The following is a 13,340-nucleotide window of genomic DNA, read 5'->3' on the forward strand; positions in this document are numbered from 1 at the left end:
ACCCTCTTTTAGACTTCGCCGTCGTGGTGCCAGGCGTCATGCAGGTCGGAGGCGTTGGCTTCGCCGACTTCGGCGCGGGCCTTGAGCCAGTCCAGCAGGGCGGTACGGTCTTCCTCGGTGGGCGAGGTGTAGCGCTTGTTGGCCATGATGGTGCCTTCGACCCAGGCGTTGTCGAAACCGCCGATGTAGTCCAGCTTGCGCTCTTCGACGTAGTCGATGAAGTCACCCAGGAAGGTGTCCAGATCGTCTTCGCTGAGTTCGTTCTTGAAGCTCACCTTGATTTCGAAGGCCAGCTCCTGGAACTCGCCCAGGTACTGCTTCTTGCGCAGGCGACGCTTCATGCGGCTCAAACGGGGATCTTGGTTGGTATCGGTCATGGCGAAGGCCTGGATATCGATGAAAGGGCAGGCATTATCCCTGGCGTTGGTCGGTAATGCCAATGGTGACCGCCGGGAGGGGCGGTTAGCATGACGGTTTTGGCTGCGACCAGAGCGCGCAGGGGTGGAAGGATGACGGGCAAGACGAGAAGCCGCTCCGGTAGCGTGACCATTCGCGACGTGGCCAGCCTGGCCGGCGTCGCACCGATCACCGTCTCGCGGGTGGTGAACGCGCCCGCAAGCGTCAAGGCGGCCACTCGTGAACGGGTACTGGCCGCCATAGCAGCAAGCGGCTACATGCCCAACCTGGTGGCTGGGGCCTTGGCCACCAATCGCAGTCGATTGGTGGCGGTGCTGGTGCCCATGCTGACCAATCCGCTGTTCGCCGACAGCTACCAGGCGGTGGCCGAGCGACTGGCTCAGGCCGGGTATCAGGTGTTGCTGGGCGTCACTGGCCACGATCCCGAGCATGAAGAGGCGCTGCTGGCGACCATTCTCAGCCGACGGCCGGATGGCCTGATCCTGACCGGCGTTGATCACACGCCGGCCAGTCGTGCCCGGCTAAAGGCGGCAGGCGTGCCGGTGGTGGAGACCTGGGATCTCAGCGCGGAGCCCATCGATCAGGGGGTGGGGTTTGACCATGAGGCAGTGGGCGCGCTGCTGGCCGAGCGGGCTAACGCTGGTGGTTATGCCCAGGTCGCCCAGGTGGCGGTGGACGACCCCCGTGGTACCCGGCGACGTCTGTCCCTGAGTCGGGCCCTGGCCACCCTCGGCATCGCCGAGACGGCGCCGGCGCTATTCACCGGCCTGCCCAGCCTGGAGCAGGGGCGCCAGGCCCTGTGCCAGCTGCTCGCCCAAACCAAGGTGCGGCCGCTGCTGGTGGTCTGCACCTCCGACACCCTGGCCCATGGCGTGCTGACCGAGGCCCTGGCACAGGGGCTGGCGGTGCCCGGCGACGTGGCGGTGATCGGTTTCGGCGACATGGCCTTCGCGGCCCATACCCTGCCTGCCTTGACCACGATACGGGTGGATGCCACGGCCTTGGGGCACACGGCAGCGGAATTGTTGTTGGCCCGTCTGGCGGGTAGTGATGGAGAGCCACAGCAGCGCGACCTGGGTGTCGATTGGATCGAGCGAGGTAGCACCTAAGGACAGATGGCGGTTGTCAGACGACTTGCTGGGCGCTAGGGTGATTGAAATGGTAGCGGTACCATTTTCGCTCAGCAGGGGAGGAGCCGGATGAAGATCGTGATGATTGGTGAAGCCGCCACGCACCAGGAGGCGCTTGCCAGGGACCTGGCCGGCCCGGCCACCTTTATTACCTTGCCGCGGGAAGCCCACGAATCAGCCGCCTGGGACGAGCGAATCGAGGGCGCCGATGTCTTGGTCGCCATGCGTCTGCAGCGTTCAACGCAGGCACCGAGGGTACGGCTGCTGCAGGTACCTGGCGCTGGCCTCGATGGCATCGATTTCGGGGTGCTGGCAGCGGACTGTCGCGTCTGCAACGTCTTCGAGCACGAGATTCCCATGGCCGAATACGCCCTGGCCTGCCTGCTGGATCATGAGGTGCGCCTGGGTGAGGCCCAGGCGGCCTTCGCCAGCGAGCGCTGGACCCATGCCTATCTGGGGCGCCAGCCGCGTGGTGAGTTGCAGGGCAGGACCCTGGCGATCCTGGGTTTTGGCAGGATCGGCCAGGCGGTGGCGCAGCGGGCGCGGGCCTTCGGCATGCGCATCCTGGCCATCACCCGTAGTGCCCGCGACGGCCGGGTGCCCGCCGGGGCCGATACTGCACTTGCGCCCGAGGCGCTGAACGAAGCCCTGGGCCTGGCCGATTACGTAGTGCTGGCCTGTCCGCTGGACGAGACCACCCGGGGCTGTTTCGGCGCTGCCCAGTTCGCCGCCATGCGGCCGGAGGCCGTGCTGCTGAACCTGGCACGGGCGGCGGTGGTGGAAGAAGACGCCCTCTATCAGGCGCTCGCCGACCGGCGCATCGCCAAGGCGTACCTGGACGTCTGGTACCGCTACCCCAGTGGCGAAGGCGATCTCGTGGCACCCGCACGGCATCGCTTCGAAGAACTGCCCAATGCCGTCTGCACGCCGCATGTCTCGGGTTGGACCCACGGGCTGTTCGCGCGCCGCTATGCCTTCATCGCCGCCAACATCGAACGCCTGCGTCGGGGCGAAACGCTGCTCAATCAGGTCCGCGGACCTCGCTAGAGGAGGCGCCATGCGCATCACTCGCATCGAAACCACCAGGCTCACGCAACTGCCCAATCTGCTCTGGGTGGAGATCCACACCGACAGTGGCCTGGTCGGTTTGGGTGAGACCTTTCGCGGCGCCGAAGCGGTGGAGGCGCAGATCCACTCGCTTTGCGCGCCACTGCTGTTGGGTCGCGATCCCCTGCAGATCGAAGCCCACAGTCGGGCGCTGCTGCGTGGCTATCTCGGCTTCAACGGCAGCGGCGTGGAAACCCGAGCGGCTTCGGCGCTGGACATCGCCCTCTGGGACCTGTTCGGCCAGGCTATGGGTGTGCCGATCCATCAGCTGCTGGGTGGCCAGGTCCACGAGCGGATGCGCGCCTACAACACCTGCGCCAGTCCCAACTTCAATACCGGTGGTGAGCAGCGCCGGCTGATCGCCAAGGGTGAGGCCCGTGTGGCCGGTCGCTACGACGATCAGGTGGCGGCAGTGGAAAACCCGGGCGAACTGGCCCAGAGCCTGATGGACGAAGGGTTTGCCGCCATGAAGATCTGGCCCTTCGATGCCTTCGCCCTGGCCAGTGGCGGCCAGTTTCTGTCCAGCACCGACTTGCGCCAGGGTCTGGAGCCCTTTGCGCGCATCAGGGAGGCGGTCGGCGATGGCATCGAGGTAATGTGCGAATTCCATTCCTTGTGGAATCCGACCTGCGCCCTGCAGATCGCCCGAGCACTCAAGGACTACAACATCTTCTGGGCGGAAGATCCGATCAAGATGGATCACGTTCAGGGGTTAGCGGATTTCCGGCGACTGGCGGGCATTCCGGTCTGCGGCAGCGAGACCCTAGCGATGCGCGGTGCCTTCCGCGATCTGCTGGCGGCCGATGCGCTGGACTATGTGATGGTGGACCTGTCCTGGTGCGGTGGGTTGAGCGAGGCACGCAAGATCGCCACCTTGGCCGAGGCCTATCAGAAGCCCATCGCCCCGCACGATTGCACCGGACCGGTGGTGCTGATGGCCTCGCTGCATCTGGGGTTGGCCTCAGCCAATGCCATCTTTCAGGAAGTGGTGCGAGCCTATCTGGCGGGCTTCTATCGTGAGCTGGTCACCGAGCTGCCGGTACTGGAGCAGGGCTGGCTGCTACCGCCAACCGCACCGGGCCTAGGCACCGCCCTGCATCCGGCGCTGCGTCAGCGGCCGGACCGGATCGGGCGGGTATCAACGCGGTAAGGGGCTCAGGCGGCCATGGCTGCGCAGGCATCGGCGCAGGCTTCACAGGCCTGGGCGCAAGCCTGGCAGTGGTCGGCCTTGTGCTTGCCGCATTCGGCGGCGCAGGCGCGGCAGGTCGCCACGCAGAGGGCACAGGCTTCGGCCAGGCGATCGCTGCCGCGCTGCATGAAGGTGGCGGCCAGGCGGCAGGCGTCGGCGCAGTCACGATCTAGGCGCACGCAATCGCGCATCATGTCCAGATTGGCTTCACCCAGACAGGCGCTGGCGCAGGTTTCGCACGCGGCCGCGCAGTCGAGGCAGGCCTTGATGCAGGCGGCGAGGGAGGATTCGGTCATAGGTATCTCCTGGCAGTGGGGTGCTAAGGGTGGACCCGGCCGCCGGGCGCCGAGTTCGGCCCGCGCGATCGATTGACGCTCTCTCGGGTAGTCCGTACCCTGCGCCCTTGCACGTGGTGCCCCGTTTGAGTCGGGGTGAAACAGGGAAGCCGGTCGAGCCGGCGCTGCCCCCGCAACGGTAGTTGAGTAGCAGCTGCGCGAGACCCACTGGCCCCGGCCGGGAAGGGGCGCAGCGGGTGCCCGAGGGTATCGACTCACCAGCCCGGAGACCGGCCACGCTTGCGTTCATCTCGGCGATGCGGAGGGCGTCGTGCGGCGTCGCCACCTGCCTTGCGCGGGCGGCGTCTCTGCCCGTTTCTCCGTCGCGCCCGCACCCGGAGAACCGCCATGACCGACACCCCTGATTCGAACAGCCCCGAGCGTGACGAGCGCCATCGCGCGCGCATGGTGCGCAAGAAGGCGGTGATCGACGCCCGGATCGCCGACGCCCAGGACGAACGCGGCCTGCTGCTGGTGCACACCGGCATCGGCAAGGGCAAGAGCAGCTCCGCCTTCGGCATGGCGGCACGCGCCCTCGGCCACGGCATGCAGGTCGGCGTGGTGCAATTCATCAAGGGCCGCCGCGACACCGGCGAGCAACTCTTCTTCAGGCGCTTCCCCGACGAGGTGCGTTACCACGTCATGGGCGAGGGTTTCACCTGGGACACCCAGGATCGTGCCCGCGACCTGCAGTCGGCGGCCGCGGCCTGGGCGGTGGCAGTGGAGCTCTTGCGCGATCCGGCCATCGGCCTGGTGCTGCTGGACGAACTCAACATCGCCTTCAAGCATGGCTATCTGGAGGTCGACCAGGTGCTGGCCGATCTCGCCGGGCGTCCGGCGCACCAGCATGTGGTGGTGACTGGCCGCGGCGCGCCGCCGGCCCTGATCGAAGCCGCCGACACCGTGACCGACATGAGTCTGGTCAAGCATGCCTTCCAGGCCGGCGTCCGCGCCCAGCAGGGCATCGAATGGTAGGCGAACCGCGGCACTGCCCGGCGCTGCTGATCGCCGCCCCGGCCTCCGGTCAGGGCAAGACCAGCGTCACCGCCGCCCTGGCCCGGTTGCATGCACGCCAGGGGCGGCGGGTGCGGGTGTTCAAGTGCGGCCCGGATTTTCTCGATCCGATGATCCTCGCCCGTGCCAGTGGCGCCCCGGTCTACCAGCTCGATCTGTGGATGATCGGCGAGGCCGAGAGTCGGCGCCTGTTGTGGGAAGCGGCGGCGGAGGCGGACCTCATCCTCATCGAAGGCGTCATGGGGCTGTTCGACGGGCAGCCGTCGGCGGCGGACCTGGCCGAGCGCTTCGGCGTACCGGTACTGGGGGTGATCGACGCCGCGGGCCTGGCGCAGACCTTTGGTGCCCTGGCCTATGGCCTGGCCCACTATCGGCCGAGCCTGCCGTTCGCCGGTGTGCTGGCCAATCGCAGTGGCAGCCCGCGGCAGACGCAGCTGATCCGCGGCAGCCTGCCGGCGGGCATGACCTTCTTTGGCAGCCTGCCAAGAGATGCCGGCATCGAGCTGCCCAGTCGCCACCTGGGGCTGATCCAGGCCGACGAGGTCACCGACCTGGATCGCCGTTTGGACATGGCGGCCGATGCCCTGGCCGCCAGCTCCGACATCGAATTGCCGCCGCCAGTGGCCTTCGCCGCGCCGGAGCCGACGCCGGTCGAACCGCTGCTGGCCGGGGTGCGCATTGGCGTGGCCCGCGATGCGGCCCTGGCGTTTCTCTACCAGGCCAACCTGGACTTGCTGCGCGCCCTGGGCGCCGAGCTGCAATTCTTTTCCGTGCTTGCCGACTCGACTCTGCCGGAGGTGGACAGCCTCTATCTACCGGGCGGCTATCCCGAGCTGCACCTGCAGGCGCTGTCCAACAACCTTGGCATGCGCGCCGCCATTCGCGCCCACCACGCCGCCGGCAAGCCGATCCTTGCCGAGTGCGGTGGCATGCTCTATCTGCTCCAGGAGCTGACCGACAAGGCCGGTGAGTCCGCCGCCATGCTCGGTCTCCTGCCGGGCAGCGCGCGGATGCAGGCCCGGCTGACCGCCCTGGCCCTGCAGTCGGTGGAGTTCGCGCAGGGCACCTTGCGCGGCCACACCTATCATCATTCCGCGTTGGAGTCGCCCGAGGCACCCTGGGCGCGGGGTCTGTGCCCCAATGGTAAGGCGGTGGCCGAGGCGGTCTATCGAGACGGTCGCCTCACCGCCAGCTATATTCACTTCTACATGCCGTCGGCACCCGCCGCGGCCGCCGCGATGTTCAAGCCGTGACCACGACACCCTATACCCCTGCCGAACAAGCCGCCGTCTACCGAGCCATCGCCGAGCGCCGCGACATGCGCCATTTCTGCGGTGGCGAGGTGCCTCCCGAACAACTGGCCCGCCTGCTGGGTGCCGCCCACCAGGCCCCCAGCGTCGGGCTGATGCAGCCCTGGCGCTTTCTGCGCATCAGCGATCCGGTCTTGCGCCAGCGCCTGCACGAGCTGGTGGAGGAAGAGCGCTGCGCCACCGCCGAAGCCCTCGGCGAGCGCAGCGATGACTTCATGAAGCTCAAGGTGCAGGGCATTCTCGACTGCGCCGAGGTGCTGGTCGCTGCCCTGATGGACGGGCGCGAAGCCCATATCTTCGGCCGCCGTACCCTGCCGGAGATGGACCTGGCCTCGCTCTCCTGCGCCATCCAGAATCTCTGGCTGGCCGCGCGTTGCGAAGGCCTGGGCATGGGTTGGGTCTCGCTGTTCGACCCGGAAGCGGTGCGCACCCTGCTGGAGATGCCCGAGGGGTCCCAGCCAGCGGCCATCCTCTGCCTGGGGCCGGTGGAAGCCTTCTATCCGCGACCCATGCTGGAGGAGGAGGGCTGGCGTCAGGGCCGCCCGCTGGAAGAACTGGTCTTCGAGAATCGTTGGGGCCAGAAGCCATGATGCTGGCCTTCGCGGTCGTCGGCGGCATGCTGCTCGACCTGCTGCTCGGCGAACCCCGTCGGGGCCATCCCCTGGTGCTGTTCGGCCGCTACGCCGACAGCCTCGAAGCGCGCTTCAACCCCGGTGGCCGTGGCTGGCGCAGTCATGGGGTGATGGCCTGGAGCCTGGCCGTGCTGCCCTGGGTGCTGCTCACCGCCTTGCTCTGCCAGATCGGCTGGCTGGCCTGGATCATCCAGCCTCTGGCGCTGTATCTGGCGGTGGGCCTACGTAGCCTGGGCGAGCACGCCGAGCCGGTGGCACGTGCCCTGCAGCGCAACAACCTGCCCGAAGCACGGCGCCGGGTCGGCTACCTCGTCAGTCGGGAGACAGACGAGCTGGACGAAACCGCTGTGGCCCGCGCCGCCACCGAATCCGTGCTGGAGAATGGCAGCGACGCCGTCTTCGCCGCGTTGTTCTGGTTCGCCCTGCTCGGTGCCCCGGGCGTGGTGCTCTATCGCCTGGCCAATACCCTGGACGCCATGTGGGGCTATCGCACCCCACGCCTGGAGCGCTTCGGCTGGGCCGCGGCGCGCCTGGACGATGTCCTCAACTATATTCCCGCGCGTCTGGTCGCCCTGACCTATGCCGGTCTTGGCCGCTTCTGGAGCGCCATCGAAAGCTGGCGCTCCCAGGCGCCGCTGTGGGACAGCCCCAACGCCGGCCCGGTGATGGCCGCCGGCGCCGGTGCCCTGGGGGTGAGCCTGGGCGGCGCCGCCCGCTACCACGGCGAATGGCACGAGCGTCCGTTGTTGGGTCGCGGTCCGGCCCCTACCTTCCTGGCCATCACCCGTGCCCTCCAGCTGGTACGACGCGGCGCCTGGCTGTGGACCTTGCTGATCGCCCTGGGAGGACTGCTGCTTGCTTGAGCACGGCGGTCGACTGCGGCGCGCGGCGCGCACCTATGATATCCCCCTGGCCGACTGGCTGGACCTGTCTACCGGACTGGCTCCTTGGCCCTGGCCATTGCCCGAGATTCCCGCCAGTGCCTGGGCGCGCCTGCCCGAGCCCGATGACGGCCTGGTGGACGCCGCCTGCAGCTACTATCGTGCGTCCGCGCTGTTGCCGGTGGCTGGTTCCCAGGCTGCCATCCAGGCGCTGCCCGTCCTGCGCGCGCCTTCGCGAGTCGGGGTGCTGGCGCCCTGTTATGCCGAGCATGCCCTGGCCTGGCGTCGCGCCGGCCACGAGGTGCTGGCGTGGAGCGAGGAGCAGATCGCGACCGGGCTCGACCAAGTGGACGTACTGGTGGTGGTCAACCCCAACAACCCTACTGGGCAGCGCCTCTCACCTGCGCGGCTGCTGGACTGGCATGCCCGCCTCGAAAGGCGGGGCGGCTGGCTGGTGGTGGACGAGGCCTTCATGGACCCGACGCCAGGTGCGAGTCTCGCGCCCTTCAGCGATCTGCCCGGGCTGATCGTGCTGCGCTCCTTTGGCAAGTTCTTCGGGTTGGCCGGCATGCGCCTGGGCTTTGTGCTCGCCGCGCCGGACTTGCTTTCGCCGCTCGATGAGCATCTCGGTCCCTGGACGGTCAACGGGCCCAGTCGTCATCTTGCGCGGCAGCTGCTGGTCGACCAGGCGGCTCATGAGCGCCAGCGTGAGGCGCTTCGGCAAGCCGGCGAGCGCCTGGCGGCGGTGCTCGCCGGGCACGCCCTCGACCCTAGCGGTGGCTGCGCCCTGTTTCAGCTGCTGCAGCGCCCAGATGCCACGGCCCTGCACGAGCACCTGGCGCGCCAGGCCATCTTTACCCGCTTGTTCCCCGACCTTGGCGCCCTGAGATTCGGCCTGCCAGGCGACGAGTCCGGCTGGCAGCGCCTGGACCAGGGGCTGGCCAACTACCGGAGTCCCCTATGAGTACGCTGATGGTGCAGGGCACCACGTCCGACGCCGGTAAGAGCACCCTGGTGGCCGCCCTGTGCCGCTGGCTCTATCGCCAGGGTGTAGGCGTAGTACCCTTCAAACCGCAGAACATGGCGCTCAACAGCGCGGTGACCGCTGACGGTGGCGAGATCGGCCGGGCCCAGGCGGTCCAGGCCCAGGCCTGTGGTCTGGCGCCCCATACCGACATGAATCCCGTGCTGCTCAAGCCCAATACCGACGTCGGCGCCCAGGTGATCATCCATGGCCGCGCCGTCACCAGCATGGACGCCAAGGCCTATCACGCCTACAAGCCCGTGGCCCGCGAAGCGGTACTGGCCTCTCATGCCCGGCTGGCCGAGCGCTTCGAGGTGGTGCTGGTGGAAGGCGCCGGCTCACCGGCCGAGATCAACCTGCGCCAGGGTGACATCGCCAACATGGGCTTCGCCGAGGCGGTGGACTGCCCGGTGCTGCTGGTGGCGGACATCGATCGCGGCGGTGTCTTCGCCCATCTGGTCGGCACCCTGGACCTGCTCGAACCCAGCGAGCAGGCACGCGTCGCTGGCTTCATCATCAACCGCTTCCGCGGCGACCTGGCCCTGCTGCAACCTGGGCTGGACTGGCTCGAAGCCCGCACCGGCAAACCGGTGCTTGGCGTGCTGCCCTATCTGCATGACCTGCACCTGGAAGCCGAGGATCGCCTGGCCACCGGCCAGGTCGCCAAGCAGGGACCCCGCTTGCGGGTGGCGGTGCCGGTGATGCCACGGCTGAGCAATCACACCGATTTCGATCCCCTGCGCCTGCATCCCCAGGTGGAACTGCTGTTCGTTCGGCAGGGCGAGGCCCTGCCCGCGGCGGATCTGATCATCCTGGGCGGCTCCAAGAGCGTGCGCAGCGATCTGACGTTCCTGCGTGCCCAGGGCTGGGACACGGCCATTGCCCGTCACCTGCGCTATGGCGGGCGTGTGCTGGGCATCTGCGGCGGCTTCCAGATGCTGGGCGAGCGAGTCGCCGATCCGCTAGGCCTGGAGGGTGCCCCGGGTGACAGCCTGGGCCTTGCACTCCTGGCCATGACCACCGAACTGGCCGCGGAGAAGCAGCTGCGCAACGTGCGCGGCTGGCTGTGCGACGGCGACGCCGAGGTCGCCGGCTATGAGATTCATGCCGGCGTCAGCCGGGGAGCGGCGCTGGAGCATCCGGTGCTGCGCTTCGAGGATGGTCGCGTCGATGGCAGTCTCAGCGCAGACGGCCAGGTGCTGGGTACCTACCTGCACGGCCTGTTCGAGTCGCCCGCTGCCAGTGTCGCGCTGTTGCGCTGGGCGGGTCTGGCCGAGCCGCAGCAGCTGGACTACCACGCCCTGCGCGAACGCGATCTGGAGCGCCTGGCCGACCTCGTCGAACACCATTTGGACACCGGGCGCCTGCGCGCCCTCTGCGAGCTCTAGATGCGCGAACTCATTCTTGGCGGCGCTCGCTCCGGCAAGAGCGCCCTGGCCGAGCGCCTGGCTGCCGACTGCGGACTGGCAGTCACCTATATCGCTACCGCCGGGGGCAGCGATGCCGAACTGGCGCGCCGCATCGAACGCCACGCGGCGCGCCGGCCCGCACACTGGGCGCTGGTGGAAGAGCCCCTGGCGCTGAGCGAACGCCTGCAGGCGCTGGCCGCGCCAGAGCAGTGTCTGCTGGTGGACTGCCTGACCCTCTGGCTGACCAACCTGCTGCTGCTCGACGATCCACAGCGCCTGGAGCAGGCCTGCGCGCAACTGCTCGACGTCATGCCCCAGCTGCCTGGCCGGCTTATCTTTGTCAGTAACGAGACCGGTCTGGGTATCGTCCCCCTGGGCGAGCTGACACGGCGTTATGTCGATGCCGCTGGCGAACTGCACCAGGCCCTGGCCACCCGCTGCGATCGCGTGGTGCTGAGCGTGGCCGGTCTCCCCCTGACCCTCAAAGGAACCCCGTTATGAGCATGCCCTGGTGGCAAGGACCCTGCCGCCAACCCGATACCGCTGCCGCCGAAGCCGCGCGCCAGCGGCAGATGGTCTTGACCAAGCCGAGCGGCTCGCTTGGCGATCTGGAGGTGCTGGCCATCCAGCTGGCGGCCCTGCAGGGCACGCCGCGCCCTCTGCTGCAGCGCACCGCCATCGCCGTCTTCGCCGGTGACCACGGGGTCGTGGAGGAGGGCGTCTCGGTCTATCCGCAGTCCGTCACCGCCGAGATGGTGCGCAACTTCGTGCGCGGTGGCGCCGCCATCAGCGTGCTCGCCCGGCAACTCGACGCCGCCTTGGAAGTCATCAACCTGGGCACCGTCACGCCCTTGGAAGCCCTGCCCGGGGTGATTGATCTACCCTTGGGACGCGGCACCGCCAATTTCACCCTGACGCCAGCCATGACCCATGACCAGTGCCAGGCGGCGCTGCAGGCCGGACGCGACGCCGTGTTGCGGGCCTGTGCCGGCGGCGCCGACCTCTTCATTGGCGGCGAGATGGGCATCGGCAACACCACCGCCGCCAGCGCCCTGGCCAGCGTGCTCCTGGACACCTCGCCGCTGGCCCTCGCCGGGCCCGGTACCGGGCTGGACGCCGATGGCGTGGCGCGCAAGGTGGCAGTCATCCAGCGTGCGTTGTTGCGTCATGGCGATGCCTTGCAGGATCCCTACGAACTGCTGCGCCGGCTGGGCGGTTTCGAGTTGGCCGCCTTGACCGGCGCCTATCTGGCCTGCGCCCAGCAGGGCCTGCCGACCCTGGTGGATGGCTTCATCTGCTCGGTCGCCGCGCTCTGTGCCCAACACCTGCAGCCCGATACCCGCGACTGGCTGCTGTTCGCCCATTGCGGCGCCGAGCCCGGCCATGCCGCCGTACTGCTGGCCCTGGGTGGCGAGCCGCTGCTGGACCTGGGCCTGCGCCTGGGCGAGGGCAGCGGTGCGGCCCTGGCGGTCCCGCTGCTGCAGCTGTCCTGTCGTCTGCACAGCGAGATGGCCACCTTCGCCGAAGCCAGCGTTTCCAGCCGCGCCCATGACTGATTGCTGGCTGCTGCGCCATGGCGCCACCGAGGGTCCCGAAGGCTTTCGCGGCCGCCTCGATCCGCCGCTGTCGGAACAGGGTTGGACGCAACTGCGCGCCGCCGTCGCCGCGCAGCCGCCTTTCCCCCTGATCCTGAGTTCGCCGCAGCAGCGCTGCGCACGCTTCGCCGAATGGCTGGCAGCGGAGCAGGGTGCCGAGCTGCTGCTGGAGCCCGATCTGCGCGAACTGGATTTCGGCGCCTGGGAAGGCCGCAGTGCGGCCGAGCTGATGCGGGACCAGGCCGAGGCCCTGGGGCTGTTCTGGGCCGATCCCTATGCCTATACCCCGCCCGAGGGCGAGCCCGTGGCCGCCTTCGCCGAGCGGGTGCTGGGGGCGGTGGCGCGCTGGCGTCCGCGACTGCAGGCGCAACGCAGCCTGATCGTCACCCACGGCGGCGTCATCCGCCTGCTGTTGGCGCGCCAGCGCGGTTTCCCGCCCAAGGATCTACTGCAGGTCGAGGCACCCTACGCGACCCTGCAGTCGCTGGCACTGGAGCAAGACTGATGCCGCTGTCCTGGTTGATCGCCGTGCAGTTCCTCACCCGCCTGCCGGTCCGGCTACCGGGCATGCCCGCACCCGAGGCCATCGGCCGTTCGGTGCTCTGGTATCCGGCAGTCGGCCTGCTAATCGGCGCTGTGCTGAGTCTGATCGCCTGGCTGGGCGCCGGGGGCGGCGTCTTCCTCCAGGCAGCGCTGGTGCTGGCCGCCTGGGTGATGGTGACGGGCGGGCTGCATCTGGATGGCCTGGCCGACACCTTCGATGCCTGGGTCGGTGGCTATGGCGACCGCGAGCGGACGCTGGCCATCATGAAGGATCCGGCCTGCGGCCCCATGGGCGTGCTGGCGCTGCTGCTGACCCTGCTGCTCAAATGGAGCGCCCTGGTCGTGCTCTTGCCGGACTCGCTGGCGTGCCTGTGGCTGGCGCCTCTGGCCGGTCGCCTGGCGCTGCCTTGGTTGCTGTTGACCACGGCCTATGTGCGTCCGGGCGGGTTGGGCGACATGCTCAGTCGCCATCTGCCACGGAAGCTGCTCAACAGGGTGCTGCTGCTTGGCGCTGCGGGTCTGGCCTTGCTGCCCCAGGGCTTCATGGCGCTGCTGGTGACCGCTGGCATCGCCTTGCTGGCGCGCCGGGCGCTGCGTCAGCGCCTGGGCGGTACCACCGGCGACACGGCAGGCGCGCTTCTCGAAATCACTGAAACCGGGGTGCTGGTGGCACTGGCGCTAACGTTGCGCTGAAAAATGTGCCCAAGCGTGAGACAGCCTGGGTTTTGCGACCTCCGTCCTTGAACGGCCCGGG

At 68.5% G+C, this 13,340-nt stretch carries 15 protein-coding genes and 1 riboswitch; of the genes, 13 read left to right on the forward strand and 2 right to left on the reverse strand.

Annotation, left to right across the window (positions count from 1 at the left end):
* Positions 1 to 8: 8 nt before the first annotated feature.
* Positions 9 to 377 carry a YggL family protein gene (locus APT59_RS07090; RefSeq protein WP_044342397.1) on the reverse strand — a complete coding sequence of 123 codons (369 nt, stop codon included), beginning with the start codon at positions 375 to 377 and terminating at the stop codon, positions 9 to 11.
* A 132-nt stretch (positions 378 to 509) separates the two neighbouring features.
* On the opposite strand from APT59_RS07090, the gene APT59_RS07095 reads away from it, so the two are divergent.
* The 3 genes from APT59_RS07095 (at position 510) to APT59_RS07105 (ending at position 3,804) form a co-directional block, all read left to right on the forward strand.
* Positions 510 to 1,526 carry a LacI family DNA-binding transcriptional regulator gene (locus tag APT59_RS07095; protein ID WP_059314213.1) on the forward strand — a complete coding sequence of 339 codons (1,017 nt, stop codon included), beginning with the start codon at positions 510 to 512 and terminating at the stop codon, positions 1,524 to 1,526.
* A gap of 90 nt (positions 1,527 to 1,616) precedes the next feature.
* Complete coding sequence (locus APT59_RS07100; protein ID WP_059314214.1) at positions 1,617 to 2,594, forward strand: 2-hydroxyacid dehydrogenase; 978 nt, start codon at positions 1,617 to 1,619, stop codon at positions 2,592 to 2,594.
* Positions 2,595 to 2,604: 10 nt separating this feature from the next.
* Entirely contained in the window at positions 2,605 to 3,804 is a 1,200-nt protein-coding gene (locus tag APT59_RS07105) for a mandelate racemase/muconate lactonizing enzyme family protein (RefSeq protein WP_059314215.1), read from the forward strand.
* A gap of 5 nt (positions 3,805 to 3,809) precedes the next feature.
* Here APT59_RS07105 and APT59_RS07110 read toward each other — a convergent pair whose 3' ends face one another.
* Positions 3,810 to 4,139 carry a four-helix bundle copper-binding protein gene (locus APT59_RS07110; RefSeq protein WP_059314216.1) on the reverse strand — a complete coding sequence of 110 codons (330 nt, stop codon included), beginning with the start codon at positions 4,137 to 4,139 and terminating at the stop codon, positions 3,810 to 3,812.
* A gap of 97 nt (positions 4,140 to 4,236) precedes the next feature.
* A riboswitch (cobalamin riboswitch) is annotated at positions 4,237 to 4,432 on the forward strand.
* A gap of 94 nt (positions 4,433 to 4,526) precedes the next feature.
* Between APT59_RS07110 and cobO the strand changes: the two genes are divergently transcribed.
* The 10 genes from cobO to APT59_RS07160 are packed head-to-tail and all read left to right on the forward strand — an operon-like array spanning position 4,527 to position 13,279.
* Positions 4,527 to 5,153 (forward strand): cob(I)yrinic acid a,c-diamide adenosyltransferase, encoded by a 627-nt coding sequence (cobO, locus tag APT59_RS07115; protein WP_059314217.1) that lies wholly within the window; start codon positions 4,527 to 4,529, stop codon positions 5,151 to 5,153.
* Positions 5,147 to 6,445, forward strand: a complete 1,299-nt coding sequence (locus APT59_RS07120; RefSeq protein ID WP_059314218.1) for a cobyrinate a,c-diamide synthase — start codon at positions 5,147 to 5,149, stop codon at positions 6,443 to 6,445. Before cobO ends, APT59_RS07120 begins: the two co-directional genes overlap by 7 nt.
* On the forward strand, positions 6,442 to 7,092 hold the full coding sequence (gene bluB, locus APT59_RS07125; protein ID WP_059314219.1) for a 5,6-dimethylbenzimidazole synthase: 651 nt from the start codon (positions 6,442 to 6,444) through the stop codon (positions 7,090 to 7,092). Before APT59_RS07120 ends, bluB begins: the two co-directional genes overlap by 4 nt.
* Complete coding sequence (cbiB, locus tag APT59_RS07130; protein WP_059314220.1) at positions 7,089 to 7,997, forward strand: adenosylcobinamide-phosphate synthase CbiB; 909 nt, start codon at positions 7,089 to 7,091, stop codon at positions 7,995 to 7,997. The genes bluB and cbiB overlap by 4 nt, the downstream gene beginning before the upstream one ends.
* Positions 7,990 to 8,979 (forward strand): threonine-phosphate decarboxylase CobD, encoded by a 990-nt coding sequence (gene cobD, locus APT59_RS07135; RefSeq protein ID WP_059314221.1) that lies wholly within the window; start codon positions 7,990 to 7,992, stop codon positions 8,977 to 8,979. The genes cbiB and cobD overlap by 8 nt, the downstream gene beginning before the upstream one ends.
* Positions 8,976 to 10,427 (forward strand): cobyric acid synthase, encoded by a 1,452-nt coding sequence (locus tag APT59_RS07140; protein WP_059314222.1) that lies wholly within the window; start codon positions 8,976 to 8,978, stop codon positions 10,425 to 10,427. Before cobD ends, APT59_RS07140 begins: the two co-directional genes overlap by 4 nt.
* Positions 10,428 to 10,949, forward strand: a complete 522-nt coding sequence (cobU, locus tag APT59_RS07145; protein WP_059314223.1) for a bifunctional adenosylcobinamide kinase/adenosylcobinamide-phosphate guanylyltransferase — start codon at positions 10,428 to 10,430, stop codon at positions 10,947 to 10,949. It abuts the gene before it with no gap.
* Positions 10,946 to 12,004 carry a nicotinate-nucleotide--dimethylbenzimidazole phosphoribosyltransferase gene (gene cobT / locus APT59_RS07150; RefSeq protein ID WP_059314224.1) on the forward strand — a complete coding sequence of 353 codons (1,059 nt, stop codon included), beginning with the start codon at positions 10,946 to 10,948 and terminating at the stop codon, positions 12,002 to 12,004. Before cobU ends, cobT begins: the two co-directional genes overlap by 4 nt.
* Positions 11,997 to 12,548 carry a histidine phosphatase family protein gene (locus APT59_RS07155; protein ID WP_059314225.1) on the forward strand — a complete coding sequence of 184 codons (552 nt, stop codon included), beginning with the start codon at positions 11,997 to 11,999 and terminating at the stop codon, positions 12,546 to 12,548. The genes cobT and APT59_RS07155 overlap by 8 nt, the downstream gene beginning before the upstream one ends.
* Positions 12,548 to 13,279: an adenosylcobinamide-GDP ribazoletransferase gene (locus APT59_RS07160; RefSeq protein WP_059314226.1), complete on the forward strand. Its 732-nt coding sequence runs from the start codon at positions 12,548 to 12,550 to the stop codon at positions 13,277 to 13,279. The genes APT59_RS07155 and APT59_RS07160 overlap by 1 nt, the downstream gene beginning before the upstream one ends.
* Positions 13,280 to 13,340 lie beyond the last annotated feature (61 nt).

This window comes from Pseudomonas oryzihabitans (genome assembly GCF_001518815.1).
Lineage (GTDB): Bacteria > Pseudomonadota > Gammaproteobacteria > Pseudomonadales > Pseudomonadaceae > Chryseomonas > Chryseomonas oryzihabitans_E.

Bases quoted from the DNA above. Each gene is read 5' to 3' on its own strand.
- APT59_RS07090 (WP_044342397.1), bottom strand. From the start codon at position 377: ATGACCGATACCAACCAAGATCCCCGTTTGAGCCGCATGAAGCGTCGC.
- APT59_RS07095 (WP_059314213.1), top strand. From the start codon at position 510: ATGACGGGCAAGACGAGAAGCCGCTCCGGTAGCGTGACCATTCGCGAC.
- APT59_RS07100 (WP_059314214.1), top strand. From the start codon at position 1,617: ATGAAGATCGTGATGATTGGTGAAGCCGCCACGCACCAGGAGGCGCTT.
- APT59_RS07105 (WP_059314215.1), top strand. From the start codon at position 2,605: ATGCGCATCACTCGCATCGAAACCACCAGGCTCACGCAACTGCCCAAT.
- APT59_RS07110 (WP_059314216.1), bottom strand. From the start codon at position 4,139: ATGACCGAATCCTCCCTCGCCGCCTGCATCAAGGCCTGCCTCGACTGC.
- cobO (WP_059314217.1), top strand. From the start codon at position 4,527: ATGACCGACACCCCTGATTCGAACAGCCCCGAGCGTGACGAGCGCCAT.
- APT59_RS07120 (WP_059314218.1), top strand. From the start codon at position 5,147: ATGGTAGGCGAACCGCGGCACTGCCCGGCGCTGCTGATCGCCGCCCCG.
- cbiB (WP_059314220.1), top strand. From the start codon at position 7,089: ATGATGCTGGCCTTCGCGGTCGTCGGCGGCATGCTGCTCGACCTGCTG.
- APT59_RS07140 (WP_059314222.1), top strand. From the start codon at position 8,976: ATGAGTACGCTGATGGTGCAGGGCACCACGTCCGACGCCGGTAAGAGC.
- cobU (WP_059314223.1), top strand. From the start codon at position 10,428: ATGCGCGAACTCATTCTTGGCGGCGCTCGCTCCGGCAAGAGCGCCCTG.
- cobT (WP_059314224.1), top strand. From the start codon at position 10,946: ATGAGCATGCCCTGGTGGCAAGGACCCTGCCGCCAACCCGATACCGCT.
- APT59_RS07155 (WP_059314225.1), top strand. From the start codon at position 11,997: ATGACTGATTGCTGGCTGCTGCGCCATGGCGCCACCGAGGGTCCCGAA.
- APT59_RS07160 (WP_059314226.1), top strand. From the start codon at position 12,548: ATGCCGCTGTCCTGGTTGATCGCCGTGCAGTTCCTCACCCGCCTGCCG.